Source organism: Aeromonas sp. 604176 (assembly GCF_049170755.1).
GTDB classification, from domain to species: Bacteria; Pseudomonadota; Gammaproteobacteria; order Enterobacterales; family Aeromonadaceae; genus Aeromonas; species Aeromonas veronii_A.
The window spans coordinates 19,666-38,038 of sequence record NZ_JAAKNE010000036.1 but is presented as its reverse complement, the minus strand read 5'-3'; the positions used below and the strand labels follow the sequence as shown (position 1 = coordinate 38,038).

General features: G+C 60.8%; 17 protein-coding genes. 11 read left to right on the top strand and 6 right to left on the bottom strand.

Translation table 11 applies throughout. From position 1 onward, the window contains the following. Together rplI and G5358_RS08890 are read left to right on the top strand one after the other, a co-directional pair. Positions 1–207: 50S ribosomal protein L9 (gene rplI, locus G5358_RS08895; RefSeq protein WP_421323963.1), on the top strand; the 207-nt coding region annotated here is incomplete at its 5' end. A gap of 101 nt (positions 208–308) precedes the next feature. After that, complete coding sequence (locus tag G5358_RS08890; protein ID WP_421202899.1) at positions 309–1,049, top strand: ferredoxin--NADP reductase; 741 nt, start codon at positions 309–311, stop codon at positions 1,047–1,049. 50 nt (positions 1,050–1,099) lie between these two features. Here G5358_RS08890 and G5358_RS08885 read toward each other — a convergent pair whose 3' ends face one another. Together G5358_RS08885 and G5358_RS08880 are read right to left on the bottom strand one after the other, a co-directional pair. Continuing rightward, positions 1,100–1,450, bottom strand: a complete 351-nt coding sequence (locus tag G5358_RS08885; RefSeq protein WP_042053367.1) for a hypothetical protein — start codon at positions 1,448–1,450, stop codon at positions 1,100–1,102. Positions 1,451–1,469: 19 nt separating this feature from the next. After that, positions 1,470–1,766, bottom strand: a complete 297-nt coding sequence (locus G5358_RS08880) for a hypothetical protein (RefSeq protein ID WP_139494910.1) — start codon at positions 1,764–1,766, stop codon at positions 1,470–1,472. Positions 1,767–2,021: 255 nt separating this feature from the next. Here G5358_RS08880 and G5358_RS08875 point away from each other — a divergent pair, with 255 nt between their 5' ends. Further along, positions 2,022–3,032, top strand: a complete 1,011-nt coding sequence (locus G5358_RS08875) for a Preprotein translocase subunit SecY (RefSeq protein ID WP_421323962.1) — start codon at positions 2,022–2,024, stop codon at positions 3,030–3,032. Between the two features lie 54 nt (positions 3,033–3,086). On the opposite strand, the gene G5358_RS08870 is transcribed toward G5358_RS08875, so the two are convergent. After that, a complete protein-coding gene (locus tag G5358_RS08870; RefSeq protein WP_005308905.1) occupies positions 3,087–3,254 on the bottom strand; it encodes a hypothetical protein in 168 nt (55 codons plus the stop codon). Between the two features lie 56 nt (positions 3,255–3,310). Between G5358_RS08870 and G5358_RS08865 the strand changes: the two genes are divergently transcribed. From G5358_RS08865 to gshA, 4 genes are all read left to right on the top strand, one after another. Then, positions 3,311–4,288: an NADP-dependent oxidoreductase gene (locus G5358_RS08865; RefSeq protein ID WP_257696329.1), complete on the top strand. Its 978-nt coding sequence runs from the start codon at positions 3,311–3,313 to the stop codon at positions 4,286–4,288. Next, positions 4,285–4,722, top strand: a complete 438-nt coding sequence (locus tag G5358_RS08860) for a YqaA family protein (protein WP_257696328.1) — start codon at positions 4,285–4,287, stop codon at positions 4,720–4,722. The genes G5358_RS08865 and G5358_RS08860 overlap by 4 nt, the downstream gene beginning before the upstream one ends. A gap of 27 nt (positions 4,723–4,749) precedes the next feature. Continuing rightward, entirely contained in the window at positions 4,750–7,563 is a 2,814-nt protein-coding gene (locus tag G5358_RS08855; protein ID WP_421323961.1) for a M16 family metallopeptidase, read from the top strand. Between the two features lie 61 nt (positions 7,564–7,624). Then, the gene (gene gshA, locus G5358_RS08850) at positions 7,625–9,223 is read left to right on the top strand and encodes a glutamate--cysteine ligase (RefSeq protein WP_421323960.1); all 1,599 of its coding nucleotides are present in this window, start codon (positions 7,625–7,627) and stop codon (positions 9,221–9,223) included. A gap of 97 nt (positions 9,224–9,320) precedes the next feature. On the opposite strand, the gene G5358_RS08845 is transcribed toward gshA, so the two are convergent. Continuing rightward, positions 9,321–11,111, bottom strand: coding sequence for an AMP-dependent synthetase/ligase (locus tag G5358_RS08845; RefSeq protein WP_139436580.1), 1,791 nt, complete (start codon positions 11,109–11,111; stop codon positions 9,321–9,323). A gap of 227 nt (positions 11,112–11,338) precedes the next feature. Between G5358_RS08845 and G5358_RS08840 the strand changes: the two genes are divergently transcribed. Then, entirely contained in the window at positions 11,339–11,839 is a 501-nt protein-coding gene (locus G5358_RS08840) for a hypothetical protein (protein WP_406596058.1), read from the top strand. A gap of 7 nt (positions 11,840–11,846) precedes the next feature. On the opposite strand, the gene rimI is transcribed toward G5358_RS08840, so the two are convergent. Together rimI and G5358_RS08830 are read right to left on the bottom strand one after the other, a co-directional pair. Beyond that, positions 11,847–12,296: a ribosomal protein S18-alanine N-acetyltransferase gene (rimI, locus tag G5358_RS08835; RefSeq protein WP_216952883.1), complete on the bottom strand. Its 450-nt coding sequence runs from the start codon at positions 12,294–12,296 to the stop codon at positions 11,847–11,849. Between the two features lie 109 nt (positions 12,297–12,405). Continuing rightward, entirely contained in the window at positions 12,406–12,840 is a 435-nt protein-coding gene (locus tag G5358_RS08830) for a DNA polymerase III subunit psi (RefSeq protein ID WP_216952884.1), read from the bottom strand. A 313-nt stretch (positions 12,841–13,153) separates the two neighbouring features. Between G5358_RS08830 and G5358_RS08825 the strand changes: the two genes are divergently transcribed. The 3 genes from G5358_RS08825 to G5358_RS08815 all read left to right on the top strand — a co-directional run bounded on the left by G5358_RS08825 (position 13,154) and on the right by G5358_RS08815 (position 18,274). Beyond that, positions 13,154–14,767 carry an ATPase RavA domain-containing protein gene (locus tag G5358_RS08825; protein ID WP_216952885.1) on the top strand — a complete coding sequence of 538 codons (1,614 nt, stop codon included), beginning with the start codon at positions 13,154–13,156 and terminating at the stop codon, positions 14,765–14,767. A gap of 9 nt (positions 14,768–14,776) precedes the next feature. Further along, positions 14,777–16,231: an ATPase RavA stimulator ViaA gene (gene viaA, locus G5358_RS08820; RefSeq protein WP_216952886.1), complete on the top strand. Its 1,455-nt coding sequence runs from the start codon at positions 14,777–14,779 to the stop codon at positions 16,229–16,231. A gap of 195 nt (positions 16,232–16,426) precedes the next feature. Continuing rightward, positions 16,427–18,274 carry a diguanylate cyclase gene (locus tag G5358_RS08815; protein WP_421323959.1) on the top strand — a complete coding sequence of 616 codons (1,848 nt, stop codon included), beginning with the start codon at positions 16,427–16,429 and terminating at the stop codon, positions 18,272–18,274. The last annotated feature ends 99 nt before the right edge of the window (positions 18,275–18,373 follow it).

Genomic DNA, 18,373 nt, shown 5'->3' with positions numbered 1-18,373 from the left:
GCTTCCAAGTCTGGCGACGAAGGCAAGCTGTTCGGTTCCATCGGTACCCGTGACGTGGCTGAAGCCATCACTGCTGCTGGCGTAGCCGTTGCCAAGAGCGAAGTCCGCATGGGCAACGTTCTGCGTAACACCGGTGACTACGAAGTTGCTGTTCAGCTGCACGCTGACGTTAAAGCAACCGTACAGATCCAGGTTGTTGCCCTGTAATAGCGATTCGCTTTTGCAGAAAAAACCCGCGCTTTTGCGCGGGTTTTTTATTTTCCGGCCCGAGGGTAGAGTGAAGGTCTGTTCCACTGGAGGAGATCCCTATGGCTTGGGTAGAAGGTCGCGTCATCGAACGCATCGAATGGACACCCACCCTGTTCTCCCTGCGGGTAGCGGCCGAGCTGGCCCCCTACAAGGCAGGCCAATTCACCAAGCTGGCCCTCGAGCAGGGCGATCGCCGCATTCAGCGCGCCTACTCCTTCGTCAATCCCCCCTCTGCGCCATATCACGAGTTCTATCTGGTCGAGATCCCGAGCGGTGAGCTGACTCCGTCCCTCGGCTCGTTGCAAGCGGGCGATACCCTGCTGGTGCAATCCCAGGCCACCGGCTTTCTGACGCTGGATGAGGTGCCCGCCGGGCGCGATCTCTGGCTGCTCTCGACTGGCACTGCCATCGGCCCCTTCCTCTCCATGTTGGCAGATGGGGAAGCCTTCAACCGTTTCGAGAATCTGGTGCTGGTGCACGGGGTGCGCAAAGGCGAAGAGCTGAGCTATCAGGATTTGATCGCCAGCTTTGCCGAGCAATATGGCGAGCGTTTTTGCTATGTCCCCTTTGTCAGCCGCGAGCCTTGGCCCGATGCAATGGCAGGGCGGATCCCGGCGGCTATCGCCAATGGTCAGCTGCAGGCTAGAGTGGGGTTGGAGTTCTCACCCGAGCTGAGCCAAGTGCTGATCTGCGGCAATCCGGAGATGGTGAAAGAGACCCAGCAAACCTTGCTGGCGCTGGGGTTGGCCAAGAATCTGCGGCGGGCACCGGGCAATATCAGTGCGGAGAATTATTGGTAAAACAATCAGCACAGGGGCGCCAGGCCCCTGCTGGATAAGGAAAGGGGGGGTCAGTTTTTCTTGCCGTTACCCTTGTTTTTATCCTTCTGTTTGTCGTGACCCTGTCCCGGGTTATTGCCGCTGTGGATGCTGCGGTTGTAGTGATCCCGGTACTTGCCATCCATCTTGTCGCAGTTGAGTTTGATCCGGCTGTCGCCAATGCCAAGATCCAGACAGTTGTCTTGCCACCAGTCGTACTCCTTGTCATCCCAGTCGAGATTGATCTTGATGTCATCACCGGAGATCTTGATGCCATCGCTATTTTTGCTTGGCGGTGCCGCAACCGCGATGCCGTGCGCCATGAGCAGGGAAAGCAGCAGGGCGCCGCGTCGGATAACGGGGTTGTGTTTAGCTTGGGTCATCGCAAGGGTACTCCTGTTGTTACTGGTCGCTCTGCGAGTTGGCAGGGACCTGGTTGGTTTTCGGTGGCTGGTTGCGATTCTCTTCATCTTCCAGATTGAATTTGACCGCCTTGCAGTCGACGGTGGAGGTCTCCCCGATATCCAGAGTGAGGCAGTCGTTCTGGGTCCAGCCGAACTGTTTGTCATCCCAGTCCAGATTGAATTTAAGCTCATCGACGGAAAATTCGGTGCCACCGCTCTCTGGATATTGCTGTGTCGCAGCGGCGCCGCCGGTAACCAGAAGAAGGGAGAGTAGCAAGGTGGTCGTACTGTTCATGATGGCCTCGGATAATTGCAACGGTGGATGAGTGTACGGATCTGGGCTGAACCCGGGCGGAATCGCACCTCATCTCACCACATGATCAAGTCAGGGAGGAATTGTATCGCTTTTCTGCTGCCGATTTGTCCGTTTTGGTCGCACTCTGGGCAGCTGGTTGCCAATCTGAAGGAATTCAGTCATTTGCCCTTCTCTGTGCGAGTCTGGCGACTATAATCGGCAGCCAACTTTTCCTGCACAGCACACCCCTTCATCATGACCACACAGGACTCCTCCACACAGCGCTACCCCAAGGGGTGGTTCGCTCTGACGACGGTATACAGTTTCACCGGATTGGCCATTCTGGCCTCCATTATCTTCTCCCTGCTGCTGTTCCTCTCCATCGATGACAACCCGCTGATGAAGTGGCTGTTCGGCGGCTTGGCCATCATCTTCGAGCTGGGCAAGTTTTACGTCTGGTACGAGTACGGCGAGCGCAAGGCGCGGCGGGATCTGAGTGGTGCTCTCTGGTCGCTGCTGTTTTACAGCGTGCTTGCGGCCATCTCCATCGGCGGCAGTATTGGTGGCATCAACAGCGCCACCAATACGGTGTTGAGCCAGCAGGCGCGCCACGAGCGGGAGCTGGCCCGTTTCGACGAGCAGATCGCCAGCATCGAGCGGCAGATCCAGCTCAACGAAGAGGCGGCCCGCAAATACATCGAGCTGGAGCGCATCTCCAGTGGCGTCTCCTCGTTGCAGCACGCCAACACCAAGCTGCGCTTGCAGCAGGATGAGCTGCGCCAGCAGCGCGATGCCAAGCCGGTCAACGAACAATCCTCCATGTTGGGGCTGATGAGCAGTCTGGCGGACGGGGTGGGAATGAGCATCAGTCAGGTGCAGTTCCTGCTGGTCTGCTTCCTCTCGGTGCTGCTCGACGTGTTCGGTGCCTTTTTCGTCAGCCTGATCGGCGAGGAGAACCGCTTTCGCCGGATGTGGCGTGGGCAGCAGGACCAAGCTCGCAGAGAGGCGCAGGAAGCGTTGGCGATGGCGGCACAGCCCGAGCCCATCATGCCCCCCGAGCCCGCCCCCGAAGTGCTGGAGCAGGTGCGCGGAGCGCTGATGAGTGGTGAGCTCAAGTGCAGCAAGCGCTCGGTGGCGCAGGCGCTGTCACTCTCGCTGGAGGAGGTGGATCGGGTGTTCCACCATCTGCTGTCGCAAGGGGTGTTGGGGCAGGGGAGCAATCGCCACTACTACCTCAATCCGGCGCTGGAGCAGCAAGCTGGATAATAAGAAGGCCACCGGAACGCGGTGGCCTTTTTCATTATCGAGTGGCTGTGGCACTCAGTGAGTCAGCACCATCATCAGGCTGAGGAAGGCGGCCAGTCCGCCACCGATGCCGATGATCCAGTAAAACCCCTTGGCCCCCTGTTTGAGCGGGATGCGGAAGTAGAGCAGAAACGCCCACCACCCCAGTGCCAGCAACAGAGGAATAAGAAACATTCGAGCCATGGTGTCCTCGCTGTTATTCTGTTGACCCTTGATCAATCAACAGGATGGATTGTGCAATGACGCAACTACAGATTACCGCATTCGGTGACCCCTCGGTACTCAAGCTCAACCCTTCCCTCGATAAGGTGCCAGCCGATGGCGAAGTGCGGGTGCGCATCTGCTTTGCGGGGGTCAATCCCATCGATGCCAAAACTCGCGCCGGTCTTGGCTGGGCGGCTGCCCAGAACAAGGACAAGCTGCCCTGGACACCGGGTTATGACATCTCCGGCGTGGTAGAGAAGGTTGGCCCCGGCGTGACCTCGCTGGTCGAGGGGGATCGGGTGTGCGGCATGGTCGGTTTTCCCCTCACCGCCGGTGGCTACGGGGAGTCTGTGGTGGCAAGCGAGAGCGAGCTGGTCAAACTCGACGGGGTGAGCCTGCAGCAGGGGGCGGCGCTGCCGCTGGCCGGTCTCACCGCCTGGCAGGGGCTGCTTGAGCACGGCGGCCTCCAAAGCGGTCAGCGGGTATTGATCCTCGCCGGTGCCGGTGGTGTCGGCCATCTTGCGGTGCAGTTTGCCAGCGCCTATGGCGCCGAGGTGGTGGCTACCGCCAGCCCCGACAACCATGGCTTCCTCCATGCTTTGGGGGCGCGCTGGATGGTGGATTACCATGATGCTAACTGGCCAGCACGGGTGGTGGCAGAGGCCGGCCAGGTCGATCTGGTGCTGGATCTGGTAGGCGGCGAGAGCGGCAAGGCGGCGCTCGCCTGCGTCAAGCTGGGTGGCCGTCTGGTGACTGTGCCCACCATTACCGCCCAGCAGATCAAGGATGCAGGGGCTGCGGCGGGTATCGAGGTGGTCGGCATGTTGGTTCACCCTGACCAGAAGCAGCTGGGTCAGATGTTGATGCTGCTGCGTCAGGGGGAGGTGAAGGTCACCCTCGCCGGTGAATTCCCCCTGGCCGAGGGGGCGCTGGCCCATCAGGCCATCGAAGGGGGCCATGTGCGCGGCAAGCTGCTGCTGCGGATGCCTGCGGCCGACGGCTATCCCGGATGAGCGAGATGATGGAGATGGGGCTGGGGTGGCTCTTTTTAAGCGCCTTTACCTCAGCCACCCTGTTGCCCGGCAGCTCGGAAGTGCTGCTGGGAGCCATGGCGGCCAAGGGGGAGTGGAGCATGGCGAGCCTGCTGCTGTGGGCGACGCTGGGCAATACCCTCGGCTCCATGACCACCTGGTGGCTCGGCTGGCTCGCCACCTTCAAGAAAAAACCGGACGATTTTCAAGGCCGTGGGGAACAAAAAGCCTTAGGCTGGCTCAAACAACATGGTCACTGGTGTCTGCTGCTTGCCTGGACGCCGGTGGTCGGTGATGGTCTCTGTCTGTTGGCCGGTTGGCTGCGCCTCTCCTTCTGGCGCTCTCTCATTTTGATCGGGCTCGGCAAATTGTTCCGTTATGCCCTGGTTTTTCTGCTGGCCAGTCACATTTTCTAGCCTGTTTTTGTCACTCACGAGGTTACCGTGAACAAAGTCATACCTTTAACGATTCTGCTGGGCTTCACCCTGCCGGTGCTGGCGGCACCGACCCTGATTGCCGAACAGGGCAAGGAGGAGGGCAAGCTCGCCATCCCCTACCAGATGTACAAGCTGGACAACGGCCTGACCGTGATCCTGGCTCCCGACCGCTCAGATCCGCTGGTGCACCTCGATGTGACCTATCACGTCGGTTCATCCCGCGAGACGGTCGGCAAGTCCGGTTTCGCCCACTTCTTCGAGCACATGATGTTCCAGGGCTCCAAGCACGTCGGTGATCAGGAGCATATGCGGATCATCAACGAGGCCGGTGGTGACATGAACGGCACCACCAACAAGGACCGCACCAACTACTACGAAACTGTGCCTGCCAACCAGCTGGAAAAAGTGCTCTGGCTGGAGGCGGATCGGATGGGCTTCCTGCTCGATGCGGTGAGCCAGAAGAAGTTCGAGATCCAGCGCGCCACCGTCAAGAACGAACGGGCCCAGCGGGTCGACAACCAGCCGTACGGGCTGGTGAGCGAGAAGGTGGGGGAGGCGCTCTATCCGCGCACTCACCCCTACTCTTGGCAGCCTATCGGTTACGTGGAAGATCTCGACCGGGTCGATGTGAACGACCTCAAGCAGTTCTTCCTGCGCTGGTATGGCCCCAACAACGCCACCCTGACTCTGGGCGGCGACTTTGACAGCAAGCAGGCTCTCGAGTGGATCGAGAAGTACTTCGGCTCCATCCCGCGCGGCCCGGATGTGGCCGAGCCGACGCCAAAGCCGGTGACCCTGCCCGAGACCCGCTACGTGACGCTGCAGGACAAGGTGCACCTGCCGCTGCTCTATATCAGCTACCCCACCGTCTCCCTTGGTGATCCGCAGGAGCCGGCACTCGACATGTTTGCCGACGTGCTGGGCGGTTCCGCCAGCTCCATGCTCTACCAGTCGCTGGTGAAAACCGGCAAGGCGATCGATGTGGGGGCGTCCCACTACTGCGAAGAGCTGGCCTGTGCCCTGACCGTCTACGCCTACCCCAATCCATCGCAGGATGGCAGCCTCAAGACCCTCAAGGGGGAGGTGGACAAGGTGATCGGCGAGTTCGCCCAGCGCGGCCTCAAGCCGGAAGATCTGGAGAAGGCGATCGCCAAGTACCGTGCCTCCGCCATCTGGGGTCTGGATAGCGTCTCCGGCAAGGTGAGCCAGCTCGCCATGGGTCAGGTGTTTGCCCAGGATCCCAACTACGTCTTCAAGACCCTCGACGCCATCGGCAAGGTGACCCCGGAGCAGGTGAAGGCTGCCTACGACAAGTTCATCGCCGGCAAGCCGGCGGTGGTGCTGAGCGTGGTGCCCAAGGGCAAGACAGAGTGGCAGGTTGCCACCCCGAACTTTACCCCCGCCAAGCGCGAGCTGCCGGATTACAGCAAGCATGACGAGGCGCTGGCCGAACGACCGGTAAAAGACAATTTCGATCGCAGCGTGCAGCCCAAGGCGAGCGAGGCGGTGAGCGTCAAGGTGCCCGCCATCTGGCACGGCAAGCTCGACAAGAACATCGAGATCATTGGCACCAAGAGTGACGAGATCCCCGCGGTCTCCATCATGATCGCCCTGCCGGGCGGCATTCGTGCCGAAGATAAGGGGCAACTGGGGCTGGCCAATCTGACCGCCGCTATGATGGGGCAGGGCACGGTGCGCCTGACCGAGGCTCAGCTGAGCGATGAGCTGCAAAAGCTGGGCTCAAGCATCGATGTCTCCAGCGCCCAGTACAACAACCTCATCACCGTCAGCTCGCTGGCGGACAAGTTGCCCCAGACCCTGGCGCTGGTGCGCGAGGTGCTGGAGCGTCCGGGCATGCGGGAGGCGGACTTCGAGCGGGTCAAGGCGCAGCTGCTGCAAGGGATGCAACAGGCCCAGCAGCAGCCCGAGTGGCTGGCCGGGCAGGCGTTCCGCGAGCTGGTCTACGGCAAGCAGAACCGCCTCGGTCAACCTACCGACGGGGTTGCGGCCGATGTGGCCAAGCTGACCCTGGCGGACGTGAAGCACTTCTATCAGGCCTACTACAACCCCACCAACGCCAAAGTGGTGGTGGTCGGTGATGTGGACCAGAAGCAGATCGAGGAGCAACTTGGCTTCCTGACCGACTGGAAAGGGGCAACGCCGACCCTGGGGGATCTCAAGCTCAAGGGTGAGCAGGCCAAGCCGGGCATCTATCTGGTCGACAAGCCGGGAGCGCCCCAGTCGGTGATCCGTATCGGCCGTCGCGCCATGCCGTTCGATACCACGGGGGATTACTTCACCGCCGGGCTGATGAACTTCAACCTGGGTGGCAACTTCAACAGCCGCATCAACCTCAACCTGCGGGAAGACAAGGGCTACACCTACGGCGCCAGCTCGGGTTTCTCCGCCAACCGCGAGGTGGGCACCTTCGCCACCGGCGCCAATGTGCGGGCCGATGCAACCGTCGATGCCATCCGCCAGTTCCTCAAGGAGATGGACAACTACCGCAAGAGCGGCCCGACCCCGGTCGAGCTGGCCTATATGCGCAGCGCGGTCTCCCAGCAGGATGCCCTCTCTTACGAGACCTTGGGCCAGAAGGCGGGCTTCCTGCTGCAGATGGTGATGTATGACCTGAAACCGGACTATGTGCAGGCCCAGAACAACCTGATCAAAACGGTGTCGCCCGAGGCGCTGAAGGCCAGTGCCGCCCGTTGGCTCAATCCGGCCGACATGGTGATCGTGGTGGTGGGAGACAAGCAAAAGCTTGAAAAACCCCTGAAGGAGCTTCATCTTCCCATCTATCCGCTGCAGTTGCCGTAACTGACGCTTTATAAAAATCAAGAGCCGCCCCGGATGGGGCGGCCTCACATGAGCCGTGAATATGACTACAACAAGCTTGTCGCTCACCGAGTTGCTGAATGCGTTGGGATCACCGGAGCGCCTCACCGCGCTCAAGGGGATCCGGCGCGGGATCGAACGTGAATGCCTGCGCATCACGCCGGATGGCCGACTCGCCCAGAGTGACCATCCCCGGGCGCTGGGCTCGGCCCTGACCCATCCCAATATCACCACCGACTACTCGGAGAGCCTGCTGGAGTTCATCACCCCGGCCACCGACTCCATCGACAGCCTGATGGAGCAGCTCGGCGACATCCATCACCATGTGATTCAACATCTGGGTGACGAGCGGATCTGGCCACTCTCCATGCCCTGCTTTGTTGGCGGTGAGGAGAGCATCCGGCTGGCCCAGTACGGCAGCTCCAACATCGGCAAAATGAAGACCCTCTACCGGCAGGGGTTGAAGAATCGCTACGGCAGCCTGATGCAGGTGATCGCCGGGGTGCACTTCAACTTCTCCATGCCCGACAGCTTCTGGAGCGAGTGGCAGGAACTGGTGTGCGAAGGGTGCTGCAGCCAGCGCTTTATCTCCGACAAGTACATGGGGCTTATTCGCAACGTCTACCGCTTCGGCTGGCTGGTACCCTATCTGTTCGGTGCCTCTCCGGCCATCTGCGAATCCTTCCTCAAAGGGCGCAAGAGCAACCTGCCGTTCGAGAAGACCGGCAAGGGTACCCTCTATCTGCCTTACGCTACCGCGCTGCGTCTCTCCGATCTGGGCTATACCAACAGCGCCCAGGCTGGGCTCAAGATCAGCCACGACAGCCTGCCGGCCTATGTCAGCAGCCTGCGCCGGGCGATCAATACCCACAATCCCGACTTTGCCAAGATCGGGGTCAAGGTGGATGGGGAGTATCGTCAGCTCAATGAAAACGTGTTGCAGCTGGAGAACGAGCTCTACGCCCCGATCCGTCCCAAGCGCACCCCGCGCAGCGGCGAGAAGCCCTCGGATGCGCTGGATCAGCGCGGCATCGAATACATCGAGCTGCGCACCGTGGACGTCAACCCCTTCACCCCGCTCGGTATCGATGCCGACCAGATCCGCTTCTTCGATCTGTTCCTGGTCTGGTGCCTGCTGCGCCCCTCTCCGGTGCTGAGTGACGAGGAGATTGCCCGCAACCGCCGCAACCAGAACAAGGTGGTGCTGGAAGGGCGTCGTCCCGGCCTGATGCTGGAAGATGAGCAGGGCAATGTCATTGGCCTCAAAGAGTACGGCCTCAAACTGTTTGACGAGCTGGCTCAGGTGGCCGATCTGCTGGATCGCTGCTGCGGCCGCAACCGCTACCGTGAGACGCTGACGATGCATCGCGAGAAGCTGCTCAACCCCGAGCTCACCTACTCCGCCCGCATGCTCAATGAGCTGCTGGAGAGCGGCAAGGACAACGGCTGCTATGGTGACAAGCTGGCGACCCGCTATCGCGAGGAGCTGCTGGCAGGGGAGCTGCAGTACTGGGATGAGGCCTACTTTGCCGGTGAGGCGAAGGATTCGCTGGCCAAGCAGCGCGAACGCGAGCGCAGCGACAGCCTGTCGTTCGATGACTTCCTGGCCGACTACTTCGGAACCAGTACCACCACGGCCTGAAGACGGGTTCGTACCAACCAAAGTGCCAACAAAAAGCCGCTCGAGTGAGCGGCTTTTTTCTTTCTCTGAACCTGAGCGATATCAGACGTGGTTGTACTCAGACATGGTTATACATGGCCTCGATTTCGCTCTGATACTTGGCTTCGATGATCTTGCGGCGCAGCTTCATGGTGGGGGTCAGTTCACCCAACTCCATGGAGAAGGCGCTCGGCAGCAGGGTGAACTTCTTCACCTGCTCGAACTTGGCCAGCTCTTTTTGCAAGTCGGCGATGCGGGCTTCGAAGAACTCCATTACCCGGGAGTGGCGCAGCAGCTCGGTCTTGCACTGGTACTGCAGGTTGATGGAGCGGGCGTACTCCTCCAGCGACTCGAAGCAGGGCACGATCAGCGCAGAGACGAAGTGACGGGCATCGGCGACGATGGCGATCTGCTCGATAAAGCGATCCTTGCCGATGGTCCCTTCCACCAGCTGCGGGGCCACGTACTTGCCGTTGGAGGTCTTCATCAGCTCCTTGAGGCGCTCGGTGAAGTAGATATTGCCCTGGCTATCGAGCTCACCGGCATCGCCGGTACGCAGGAAGCCATCCTCGGTCATCACTTCGGCAGTCGCGTCCGGCTTGTTGTAGTAGCCGCGCATTACTGTGGGGGAGCGCACCAGCAGTTCGTTGTTCTCCCCCAGCTTCACCTCGATGCCGTTCAGTGCCGTGCCGATGGAGCCCAACTTGAACTGGCTATCCTCGTAGCAGCAGACGGTGGCGGTGGTCTCGGTCATGCCGTAGCCGTACTTGAGGTTGAGCCCCATCGCCTGGAAGAAGAGGTTCACATCGTCGGCAAGACGGGCGCCTGCCACCGGCAGAAAGCGGGTGCGGCCGCCAAAGCGGGCGCGCAGCTTGCGAAACACCAGTCGCTCGGCGAGCCAGAGCTGGCCGTAGAGCAGAGGGGAGGCGGACTTGCCCGCCTGACGGGTGGCAACCATCTGCTTGCCGACCCGGGTCGCCCAGCCAAACAGAGCGCGACGCAGAGCAGGAGCCTGAGCCACCTTGGCCTGGATCATGGCGTAGGCCTTCTCGTAGAGGCGCGGCACGGCGCACATTACGGTCGGCTGCACCTCGCCAATCACATCCATCACCTTCTGTGGATCGCGGATATAGACGTTCTCGGCACCGCAGTAGAGCACGTAGTAGCTCCATGCCCGCTCGAATACGTGGCTGAGCGGCAGCATGCAGAGCGACACATCCTGTTCGTTGAGGTCGAGGCGGCTGTTGTGCATCTCGAAACAGGCGGCGATGTTGCTGAAGTCGAGCATGACCCCCTTGGGCTCGCCTGTGGTGCCGGAGGTGTAGATCAGGGTCAGCAGATCATCCATCCGGTACTGGGTTTCCCGTACTCGCAGTTCCTGCTCGCTGGGCTGATGGTTGCCGGAGACCAGAAATGTCTGGAAGTGGCTCGCCTGCTCGCAGCCGCGCAGGTTGACGCTGCCGTCGAGGGCGATGAGCTGGCGGATCTCGCCGCTTTCAATCAGTTGCAGCGCCTGATCGAACTGAGGTTGCTCGCCAACGAACAGTACCTTGATGCCGGCATCTTTGACGATGTAGCGCAGCTGATCGAGCGTGCTGGTGGGATAGATAGGGACGCTGACACCGCGGGCGGCAAGGATGCCGAGATCGGCCTGGGTCCACTCCGGCATGTTGCGGGCATAGATGCCGACCATTTCGGTTGGCTGGTGGCCGGCCCGGATCAGCGCCTGTGCGCAGTAGTCCATGGCCTGGCCCAGAGTACGCCAGCCGATGGCGCGCCACTGGCCATCTTGCTGAACCCGCAGGGCAGCCTTGTTGCCAAGCTGGGCAATACGTTCACGCATCAGTCGAACCAGATGAAGCTTCGGCATCAGTTAAACATCCTTTAATTACAGTTGTACGCCCGCGAGGGCACTAAAAATCGGGCTAGAGTTTAAACTCCAACATTACAGCTTACAAGTGTTCGCCGTTTGTCTTGGATCACAAAGAGCGCAAATAGCTCTTCCTTTGCGCAGACTGGCCGATACTGCAAAGGAGCAAAGGGAGAGTTAACGATATGAATCTATGGATGAAAGGGGCATTGGCCGTGATCGGGCTCATGATGGTGGGGGGCGGGGCGGCCTGGTACTTTCTGGGCAAGACACAGCAGCCTGCGAATCCCTGGTATGAAGGGGCGGAGGGATACCAGCAGGCCCAACAGCAGGCATTGGCGCTGGGCTATCCGCTGCTCTATGTGCTGGAGACCCCCAAGTGCCGTCGCTGCAAGGCATTGAACGAACGCTTCTGGCGCAGTGAAGAGATGAGAGTGCCGTTGAGCCGATTGGTCAAGGTGCGGCTCAATCCGGGCAAGGGGGATGGTAGTGAACAGATCCTGCGCCGTTTTCCCAAGGTGGCCACACCGCCCGGCATCTATATCCAGCAGCCGGGTCAACCCCTCAAACCGATCAAGATAGTGGTGGATATACAGCAGATCTGGATGCCGGGGAAAACCTGGCTGCGGGGCTTCTATATGCCGCTTTCCGCCGCCGGATTCGAGGCGGTGGTTCACACCACTCTCTCCTTGCAGGATCCGGCGATGGATAACGCCCCCCTCGATTGAGGCGGGATCAGCTGAAGTCGAACAGGCGGGACATCAGTACCGCATCTTCCCGATCATTGCCGGTGCCGTAGTAGTCGGCGCGGCGGCAATACTCGGCAAAGCCGGCGCTCTCGTAGAGGTTGATGGCGGTCTGGTTGCCTGCCCGCACCTCGAGAAACCAGGCCTCTGCCCCGGCTTGTTTGCTGCGAGTCAGGTAGGCTTGCAGCAGTGTCCGTCCCAACCCCTTGCCCTGAAATTCGGGGTGGACACAGATATTCATCAGCGAGCTGTCTCCGGCCACCAGATCCGAGATATAGAAGCCGGCCGGGCGACCATCGACCAGCATCAAGCCGTTGAGATAGCGAGGACCGAAGCAGGATAGCAGGTTGGCCTGGCTCCAGGGCTCCTTGTGGGCGGCCTGCTCTATGGGATAGACAAGGTCGAAATCGGCTTCGAGCAGGGGACGAAACTCAGGCATGTTGACTCCGGGTGACTGGGTGGAGGATGTCGGGGTTGGCAAAGACGACTTTTGTAAAATCAGGTAAAAAGAGCGGCTTCCAAGAGGGCGTTGAAGGCATGATGCAGGATCATGCCGTACTGTTCGCCAGGTGTCGGCGTAGTTGTTGCCACAGGGCGCGCTTTTGTGCGGCACTGGGGGCCAGCGGACAGATCAACGCATCGGGTCGTTCCGGGTTGGCCTCCGTCAGCCAGAGCAGAGGGGAGGCGCCCGCCGTTTGCAGATCGGTAGGCGGCAGCTCGCTGAGCAGTGAGACCTCGTCGGGGGTCATGCCGAGCAGCTGGCAGATATCCGCCAGCAGCGTGGTGGCAGGCAGCTGAGGCGCCAGCAACCAGAGTTTGCCGCTGGGCAGCGGAGCGCGGGTGGCCGGTGCTGTCTGGTCGGGCTGCACGGCATCTTGCGCAAGCTCGGGTACGAGATCTGCCCCCAGCAATGCCGGACGACGCAGTTGCCAGCTTTGAATGCCCATGCGGGCCAACATGCTCTGACGAACGGGATCTTGCATTTGAGGCGACTCACTCTTGATCTGCATTGGGGAAAATTGTGTTGCGCAGGGTACACTCGAACCGCTTTTGCTGCACCCTTTGCAACGCATCATCTGGCGCATGCGGGCATGGTGCCATCACGACACTGGCTATGCATGGGCGCAGCACGCTGCCGATACGGTATCGTACTGGCCTTGCGTTTTTTCCTGCCAGAGGCGGGTATTGTGCGGCAAGAGATACCAGAATAAACATCATAACAAGACAAAACCCAAGGTCGAGCAAATGGATATCGCGCCTTGGGGCTAACATCATCCCAGCTTCGGAACACTCTCTATGTCGTCTTTAGCTCAAGCCCAGAACCCTGCGCGTCTTATTCCCATCCAGGAGCGCCTGCCCCGGCTGCTGGCAGCCCTCGGTGAGGGGCTTTATGAACGGCAGGATGCCCTGCGCCTCGGTCTGCTGGCAGCCCTCAGTGGCGAGAGTGTCTTCTTGCTGGGGCCACCCGGTATCGCCAAGAGTCTGATTGCCCGTCGCCTCAAGCTGGCCTTTCACGACGCCCGCCACTTTGAATATCTGATGACCCGTTTCAGCACACCGGAGGAGGTATTTGGCCCCCTCTCCATTCAGGCGCTGAAAGAGGATGGCAAATACCTGCGCCTCACTGCCGGCTATCTGCCGGAGGCTGAGGTGGTGTTCCTCGACGAGATCTGGAAGGCGGGTCCCGCCATTCTCAACACCCTGCTCACCGCCATCAACGAACGGCAGTTCCGCAATGGTGATAGCCAGCATCCCATCCCCATGCGGCTGCTGGTGACCGCCTCCAACGAGCTGCCGGCGCCGGACAGCGGACTGGAAGCGCTCTACGACCGGATGCTGGTGCGGATCTGGATGGACCGGGTGCAGGAGAAAGCCAACTTTCAATCCATGCTGGCCAGCGACGGTCACGCCCACCAGAATCTGCCGGAATCCCTGCAGATCCGGGGGGATGAGTACGAGCAGTGGCAGAGCCAGATTGAGCAGGTGCGCCTGCCGGATGCCTGTTTCGAACTTATCTATCAGCTGCGCCAGCAGCTAGACAGCCAGCTGGCCCATCGCTGTTATGTGTCGGATCGCCGCTGGAAGAAGGCGGTACGGCTCATCAAGGCGAGCGCCTTCTTCAATGGCCGCGATGAGGTCGCACCGGTAGATCTGCTGCTGTTCAAGGATTGTCTCTGGCACGACGAGGAGTCCCGCACCGCCCTGCTGGAGATGATGACCGAGTTCTCCCGTCTCTACGGTTATCAGCAACTGGCCTTGACCCGCCAGCTGCTTGCCCTGCGGGATCAATTCAAACAGCTCAAACAGGGCGTGGCCCAGCGTCTCTGCTGCAAGGCGCGCAAGCGCAAGCAGTGGTTTGGCAGACGGGCGAGGGGGATCGAGATCCCGCTCGCCAACGCCAGACCCTTTGGCAAGCAGGTGCACTTCCATCTGCTCACCCCGGCCCCGCTGGATGGCAGCGATCCCGAGCGTCTCACCAGCACCCTGGTGTTCGATCGTACCCTGCTTTCCCATTGGCATCCGACCGGTGAGGCGCTGGTGGGTTATCAATATGGCAACCCGAAAGAGGGACACTACGAGCTGGTACTTGACGATGAGCTGCGCCTGCAGGTGCTCGATATCCAGCGCCAGCAGATCCCGCTGGTATTGATGGAGCGCAACGCCATCCCCGAGGTGGTGCTGGAGCCCTGGCTGCAAGCGCTCGATGAGCTGCTTGCCCAGGTTGGCAAGGTGGTGCAGGAGCTTAAACAGCAGCGCACTCTGTTCGATCGTCATCGGCAGCACCTCTTTATTGCCCAGCGCTGGCTGCAACAGGTGGAAGACAGCTTCTTCGTGCTGAGCCGGGATCTTGAACTGCTGCGCGGCGAGCTGACACAGTGGCGCGAGCGGTTGCCAAGGCTGGACGAGTAAGGAGCGCTCATGCTTGAGATTGGCATGCTGGATCTGGGGCTCCTGATCGGTGAAGGGGAGCTGGCAGGGGAGGTGGCTCTTTTGCTTGCTGCGTCGCCCAAGATCTCCGAGTTCATCAAGCGCTCCCCGCTGCAGGGCAAGCTGCTGAAAAAGCGCCTGCAGAGCTGGGGTGAGCAGCTTGGCGAGGAGATCCGTCACAAGCCGGTGCCGGTGGCGCTGGAGCAGGAGTACCTGCTCTATCAGGCGCACCGGCAGTTGCCGATGACCGAACTGATAGGCCGTTTGCCCGCCCTGCTGGAGTCGCTGGATCACTACAGCCCCTTTGCCGGTGAGGCCCGTTCGCTGGTTCGCCAGCTGATGGCTCACCCCACCGAGGGGCTGCGCCAGCTCTTTATCGATAAGTGGCGCGCCAGTCTGGTGGGGAGCCTGCTGCAACTGCAGCAGCAGATCGCCGAGGCGGAGCGGGAGAAGCAGCGTCAGGAGATTGAAGATCAGCTGCTGGCGAGCCGCACCCTGGCCGATGCCCTCGATCCGAACCAGATCTCAGCCGGTGGTCTTTGGGATCTGGCGCAGGGGCACTGGCACAAACGCAGTCTGGTGCTGGTCAAGCAATACGCCCGTATGTTGCAGCGCGAGCCCTTGCTGGCGGAGATTGCCGCTCTTCTCGGGCGCAGCGAGCGGGATCGCCGGGCGCAGGAGCAGCCGGTGCCACCGGTTCAGGTGCTGGAGCTGGAGCCCGCCCCCAGCGACGATGTGCCAGACGACCTGGTGGGCATCCACCAGGCGAGCGACCTGATGCGGCTACTGCCAAGCGAGGCGGTGATGCTGGGGCTGCCGGAGCTGGAGCTGGAGTTCTACCGCCGCTATCTGGAGCGGCGCCTGCTCAGTTACCAGTCACGCGGCACCTTGCCGCGCCAGCGCATCATGCTGCGCACCCCGGAGCAGGGGGGGCAGCAGTTGCAGCAGCGGGGCCCCTTTATCGTCTGTGTCGATACCTCCGGCTCCATGGGGGGCTATCCCGAGGAGTGTGCCAAGGCACTCTTTCTTGCGCTGCTCAAGGTGGCGATGGATGAGAAGCGCGGTTGCTACCTGATGCTCTTCTCTACCGAGGTGGCGACCCTTGAGATCACCGCCGATACCGGACTGGACAAGGCGGAGCGCTTCCTCTCCATGAGCTTTCACGGTGGTACCGATCTGGTGCCTTGTCTGGAGAAGGCGCTGGTCAAACTCGATGAGCCCGCTTTTGCCAAGGCAGATGTGCTGGTTATTTCGGACTTTATCGCTCAGAGTCTGCCCCATGCCCTGCTCGAGCAGATGAACCGCTATCGCCAGCGCCAGACCCGCTTTCACGCAGTGGCCATGTCCCGGCACGCCAAACCGGCACTGTTGCGGGTCTTTGACAACAGCTGGCTGCTCGATTGCGGTCTGCGCGGCCGGCTACTGCGGCGCTGGCAGCATCATTAGTTACCGGGAGGGAGCCAGCCCCCTCTTTCGCTCTGTATCCCCCTCCTCATTCCAACGTTATGATATTGCTGTAAAATGTGAGATGAAACCCATTCAAGTCCTCTCTCCTTGCGGTAGCCTTTACAGCCGTTGTTACAGGGTGATTTTCCGGTATCGGGTCGCCTGCTGCTCTTTCCCCATTCATCCGGAGTGTTTATGAGCCGACTTGCCTTGCTGCTGTTGCTGGCGGTATTCGGGCTGGCAGCCAGACCCTTGTCCCCCGAGCAGTTGGAAAATGAACTGGAGGAGATGGAGCAGGTCCATCAGCCTATCGAGTTGCTGCGGGAGCGCGTTGCTCGCTTGCTGCGGGATGGCAGCGACTATCCACCGTCCCAGCTGATGCGGATCAGTCGTCTGGCTTGTTGGGCCCAATCTGCCGATGACATCCAGGCGTCTCGCCGTGCGATTGCGTATGCCGACAGCCAACTGGTGCTGGCTCAACAACGGGGAGATGACGCAGCCATTGCCGAGTTGCTCATCTGTCGTGGCTGGTTCAATCAGCTGCTCGGCGAGGTGGCACAGGCCCGTCGGGATTATGATGAGGGGCTGCGGTTGGCAGGGGAGGCCGCTGTGCTCAAGCTGGAGGCGCTGGCGCTGTCCCACCGGGGAGCCATGTTGTCGTTTCAGGGGGCGTCAGGGCAGGGGCTGGTGGATCTCACCAGGGCGCACGACATCTACGAACGGTTGGGATTGACCACCTGGTATAACCGGGCGCAGCTCGAGATTGCCGCCGCGTTTCGCCGCATGGGTCTCTATGCCGAGGCTCTCACTACCCTGAACCGGTTGCATGAACACTTTGCCCACAACCATGACGGGTTCGGTTTGGCCAGGATGAGAGAGCAGCTGGCTCTGGTCTATCTGGAGACGGGGCGCTATCAGGAAGCGCAGCAGGAGCTCGAACGTAGTCTCGCCTTTTTGCAACAACCCGAGTACCGGATTGAACATGCGGATCGTCAAGTGATGCTGGCGGAGGCTCTGCTCGGTCTGGCGCGCCTGGAGCAGGCCGGACGCTTGCTGGCGCAGGCAGCAGGCGTGCTCACCCCTGAAGTTGATCCTATCCTCCACGCCCATCTCGAGCTGGTAATGGCCAAACTGCAGGTGAAAATGCGGGATCCGGCCCCGGCCTTGAGCGCACTGGCGAAGATTGAACCGATCCTGAAGGCTGAGGGGCACACTCGTTACCTGATGGATCTCTACGCAGTGCGCAGCGAAGCATTCGAGCTGCAAGGGAACTATCCGGCTGCGCTGGCGGCCTTGCGGGATCATTTGGTGCAAGAGCAGCGCCTCGACCAGATGCAGCGAGAGCAGAGTACAGCCTGGGTGCGCGGCCAGTTTGAACTGACCCGCCAGGCGGAAGAGAACAAGCGGTTGCGGGTCGAGCAGCAGTTGCAGCGGCAGGAGCTGGCGCAGATCAAGGAGCGTCGCTTCTGGTTGCTGGTGGTGATGGTGCTCTGCGGTGGAGTGGCTCTGCTGACGATGAGGTGGTTGCTGGAGCGCAATCGTCGGATGCATCGGTTGGCCTTTACCGATGAGCTGACCGGCATCGATAACCGGCGTCGGGTGCTGGTGGATGGGCGCGAGCACTTTGAGCTGGCCCGCAGGCAGCGAATGCCCTTTTCTCTGCTGCTTTTTGATATCGATCACTTCAAGCGGATCAACGATTCGCTGGGTCATCATCAGGGAGATCGGGTACTGCAGTGGGTATCCAGAATGGTGGCAAGAGAGTTGCGGCAGCAGGATCTGCTGGGCCGTACCGGTGGAGAGGAGTTTTTGGCACTGCTGCCGGAGACGGGGCTGGAGGAGGCGTCCCGTTTGGCTGAGCGGATCCGCGCCAGGGTCGGCCAACGGGCGTTGCCCGGTTTGTCCCATCCGGTGACCATCAGCATCGGGTGTGCCTGCCAGCGCGATGATGATCAGGATCTGGCCGCGTTGATCCGGCGTGCGGATGAGGCTCTCTACCGGGCAAAAGGGGCCGGGCGCAACCGGGTGGAAACAGACGACTGACGGACTGGGTATTTTTCACCCGCGCGGGTATAATGTCGCGCAATTTTGCTTTGACTCAGGCGAGAAGACCCATGTAACGCAACCCTCCTCCCTCTCTCC

Excerpts from the sequence above, each read along its gene's own strand:
- G5358_RS08890 (WP_421202899.1), top strand. The coding sequence starts at position 309 with ATGGCTTGGGTAGAAGGTCGCGTCATCGAACGCATCGAATGGACACCC.
- G5358_RS08885 (WP_042053367.1), bottom strand. The coding sequence starts at position 1,450 with ATGACCCAAGCTAAACACAACCCCGTTATCCGACGCGGCGCCCTGCTG.
- G5358_RS08880 (WP_139494910.1), bottom strand. The coding sequence starts at position 1,766 with ATGAACAGTACGACCACCTTGCTACTCTCCCTTCTTCTGGTTACCGGC.
- G5358_RS08875 (WP_421323962.1), top strand. The coding sequence starts at position 2,022 with ATGACCACACAGGACTCCTCCACACAGCGCTACCCCAAGGGGTGGTTC.
- G5358_RS08870 (WP_005308905.1), bottom strand. The coding sequence starts at position 3,254 with ATGGCTCGAATGTTTCTTATTCCTCTGTTGCTGGCACTGGGGTGGTGG.
- G5358_RS08865 (WP_257696329.1), top strand. The coding sequence starts at position 3,311 with ATGACGCAACTACAGATTACCGCATTCGGTGACCCCTCGGTACTCAAG.
- G5358_RS08860 (WP_257696328.1), top strand. The coding sequence starts at position 4,285 with ATGAGCGAGATGATGGAGATGGGGCTGGGGTGGCTCTTTTTAAGCGCC.
- gshA (WP_421323960.1), top strand. The coding sequence starts at position 7,625 with ATGACTACAACAAGCTTGTCGCTCACCGAGTTGCTGAATGCGTTGGGA.
- G5358_RS08845 (WP_139436580.1), bottom strand. The coding sequence starts at position 11,111 with ATGCCGAAGCTTCATCTGGTTCGACTGATGCGTGAACGTATTGCCCAG.
- G5358_RS08840 (WP_406596058.1), top strand. The coding sequence starts at position 11,339 with ATGATGGTGGGGGGCGGGGCGGCCTGGTACTTTCTGGGCAAGACACAG.
- rimI (WP_216952883.1), bottom strand. The coding sequence starts at position 12,296 with ATGCCTGAGTTTCGTCCCCTGCTCGAAGCCGATTTCGACCTTGTCTAT.
- G5358_RS08830 (WP_216952884.1), bottom strand. The coding sequence starts at position 12,840 with ATGCAAGATCCCGTTCGTCAGAGCATGTTGGCCCGCATGGGCATTCAA.
- G5358_RS08825 (WP_216952885.1), top strand. The coding sequence starts at position 13,154 with ATGTCGTCTTTAGCTCAAGCCCAGAACCCTGCGCGTCTTATTCCCATC.
- viaA (WP_216952886.1), top strand. The coding sequence starts at position 14,777 with ATGCTTGAGATTGGCATGCTGGATCTGGGGCTCCTGATCGGTGAAGGG.
- G5358_RS08815 (WP_421323959.1), top strand. The coding sequence starts at position 16,427 with ATGAGCCGACTTGCCTTGCTGCTGTTGCTGGCGGTATTCGGGCTGGCA.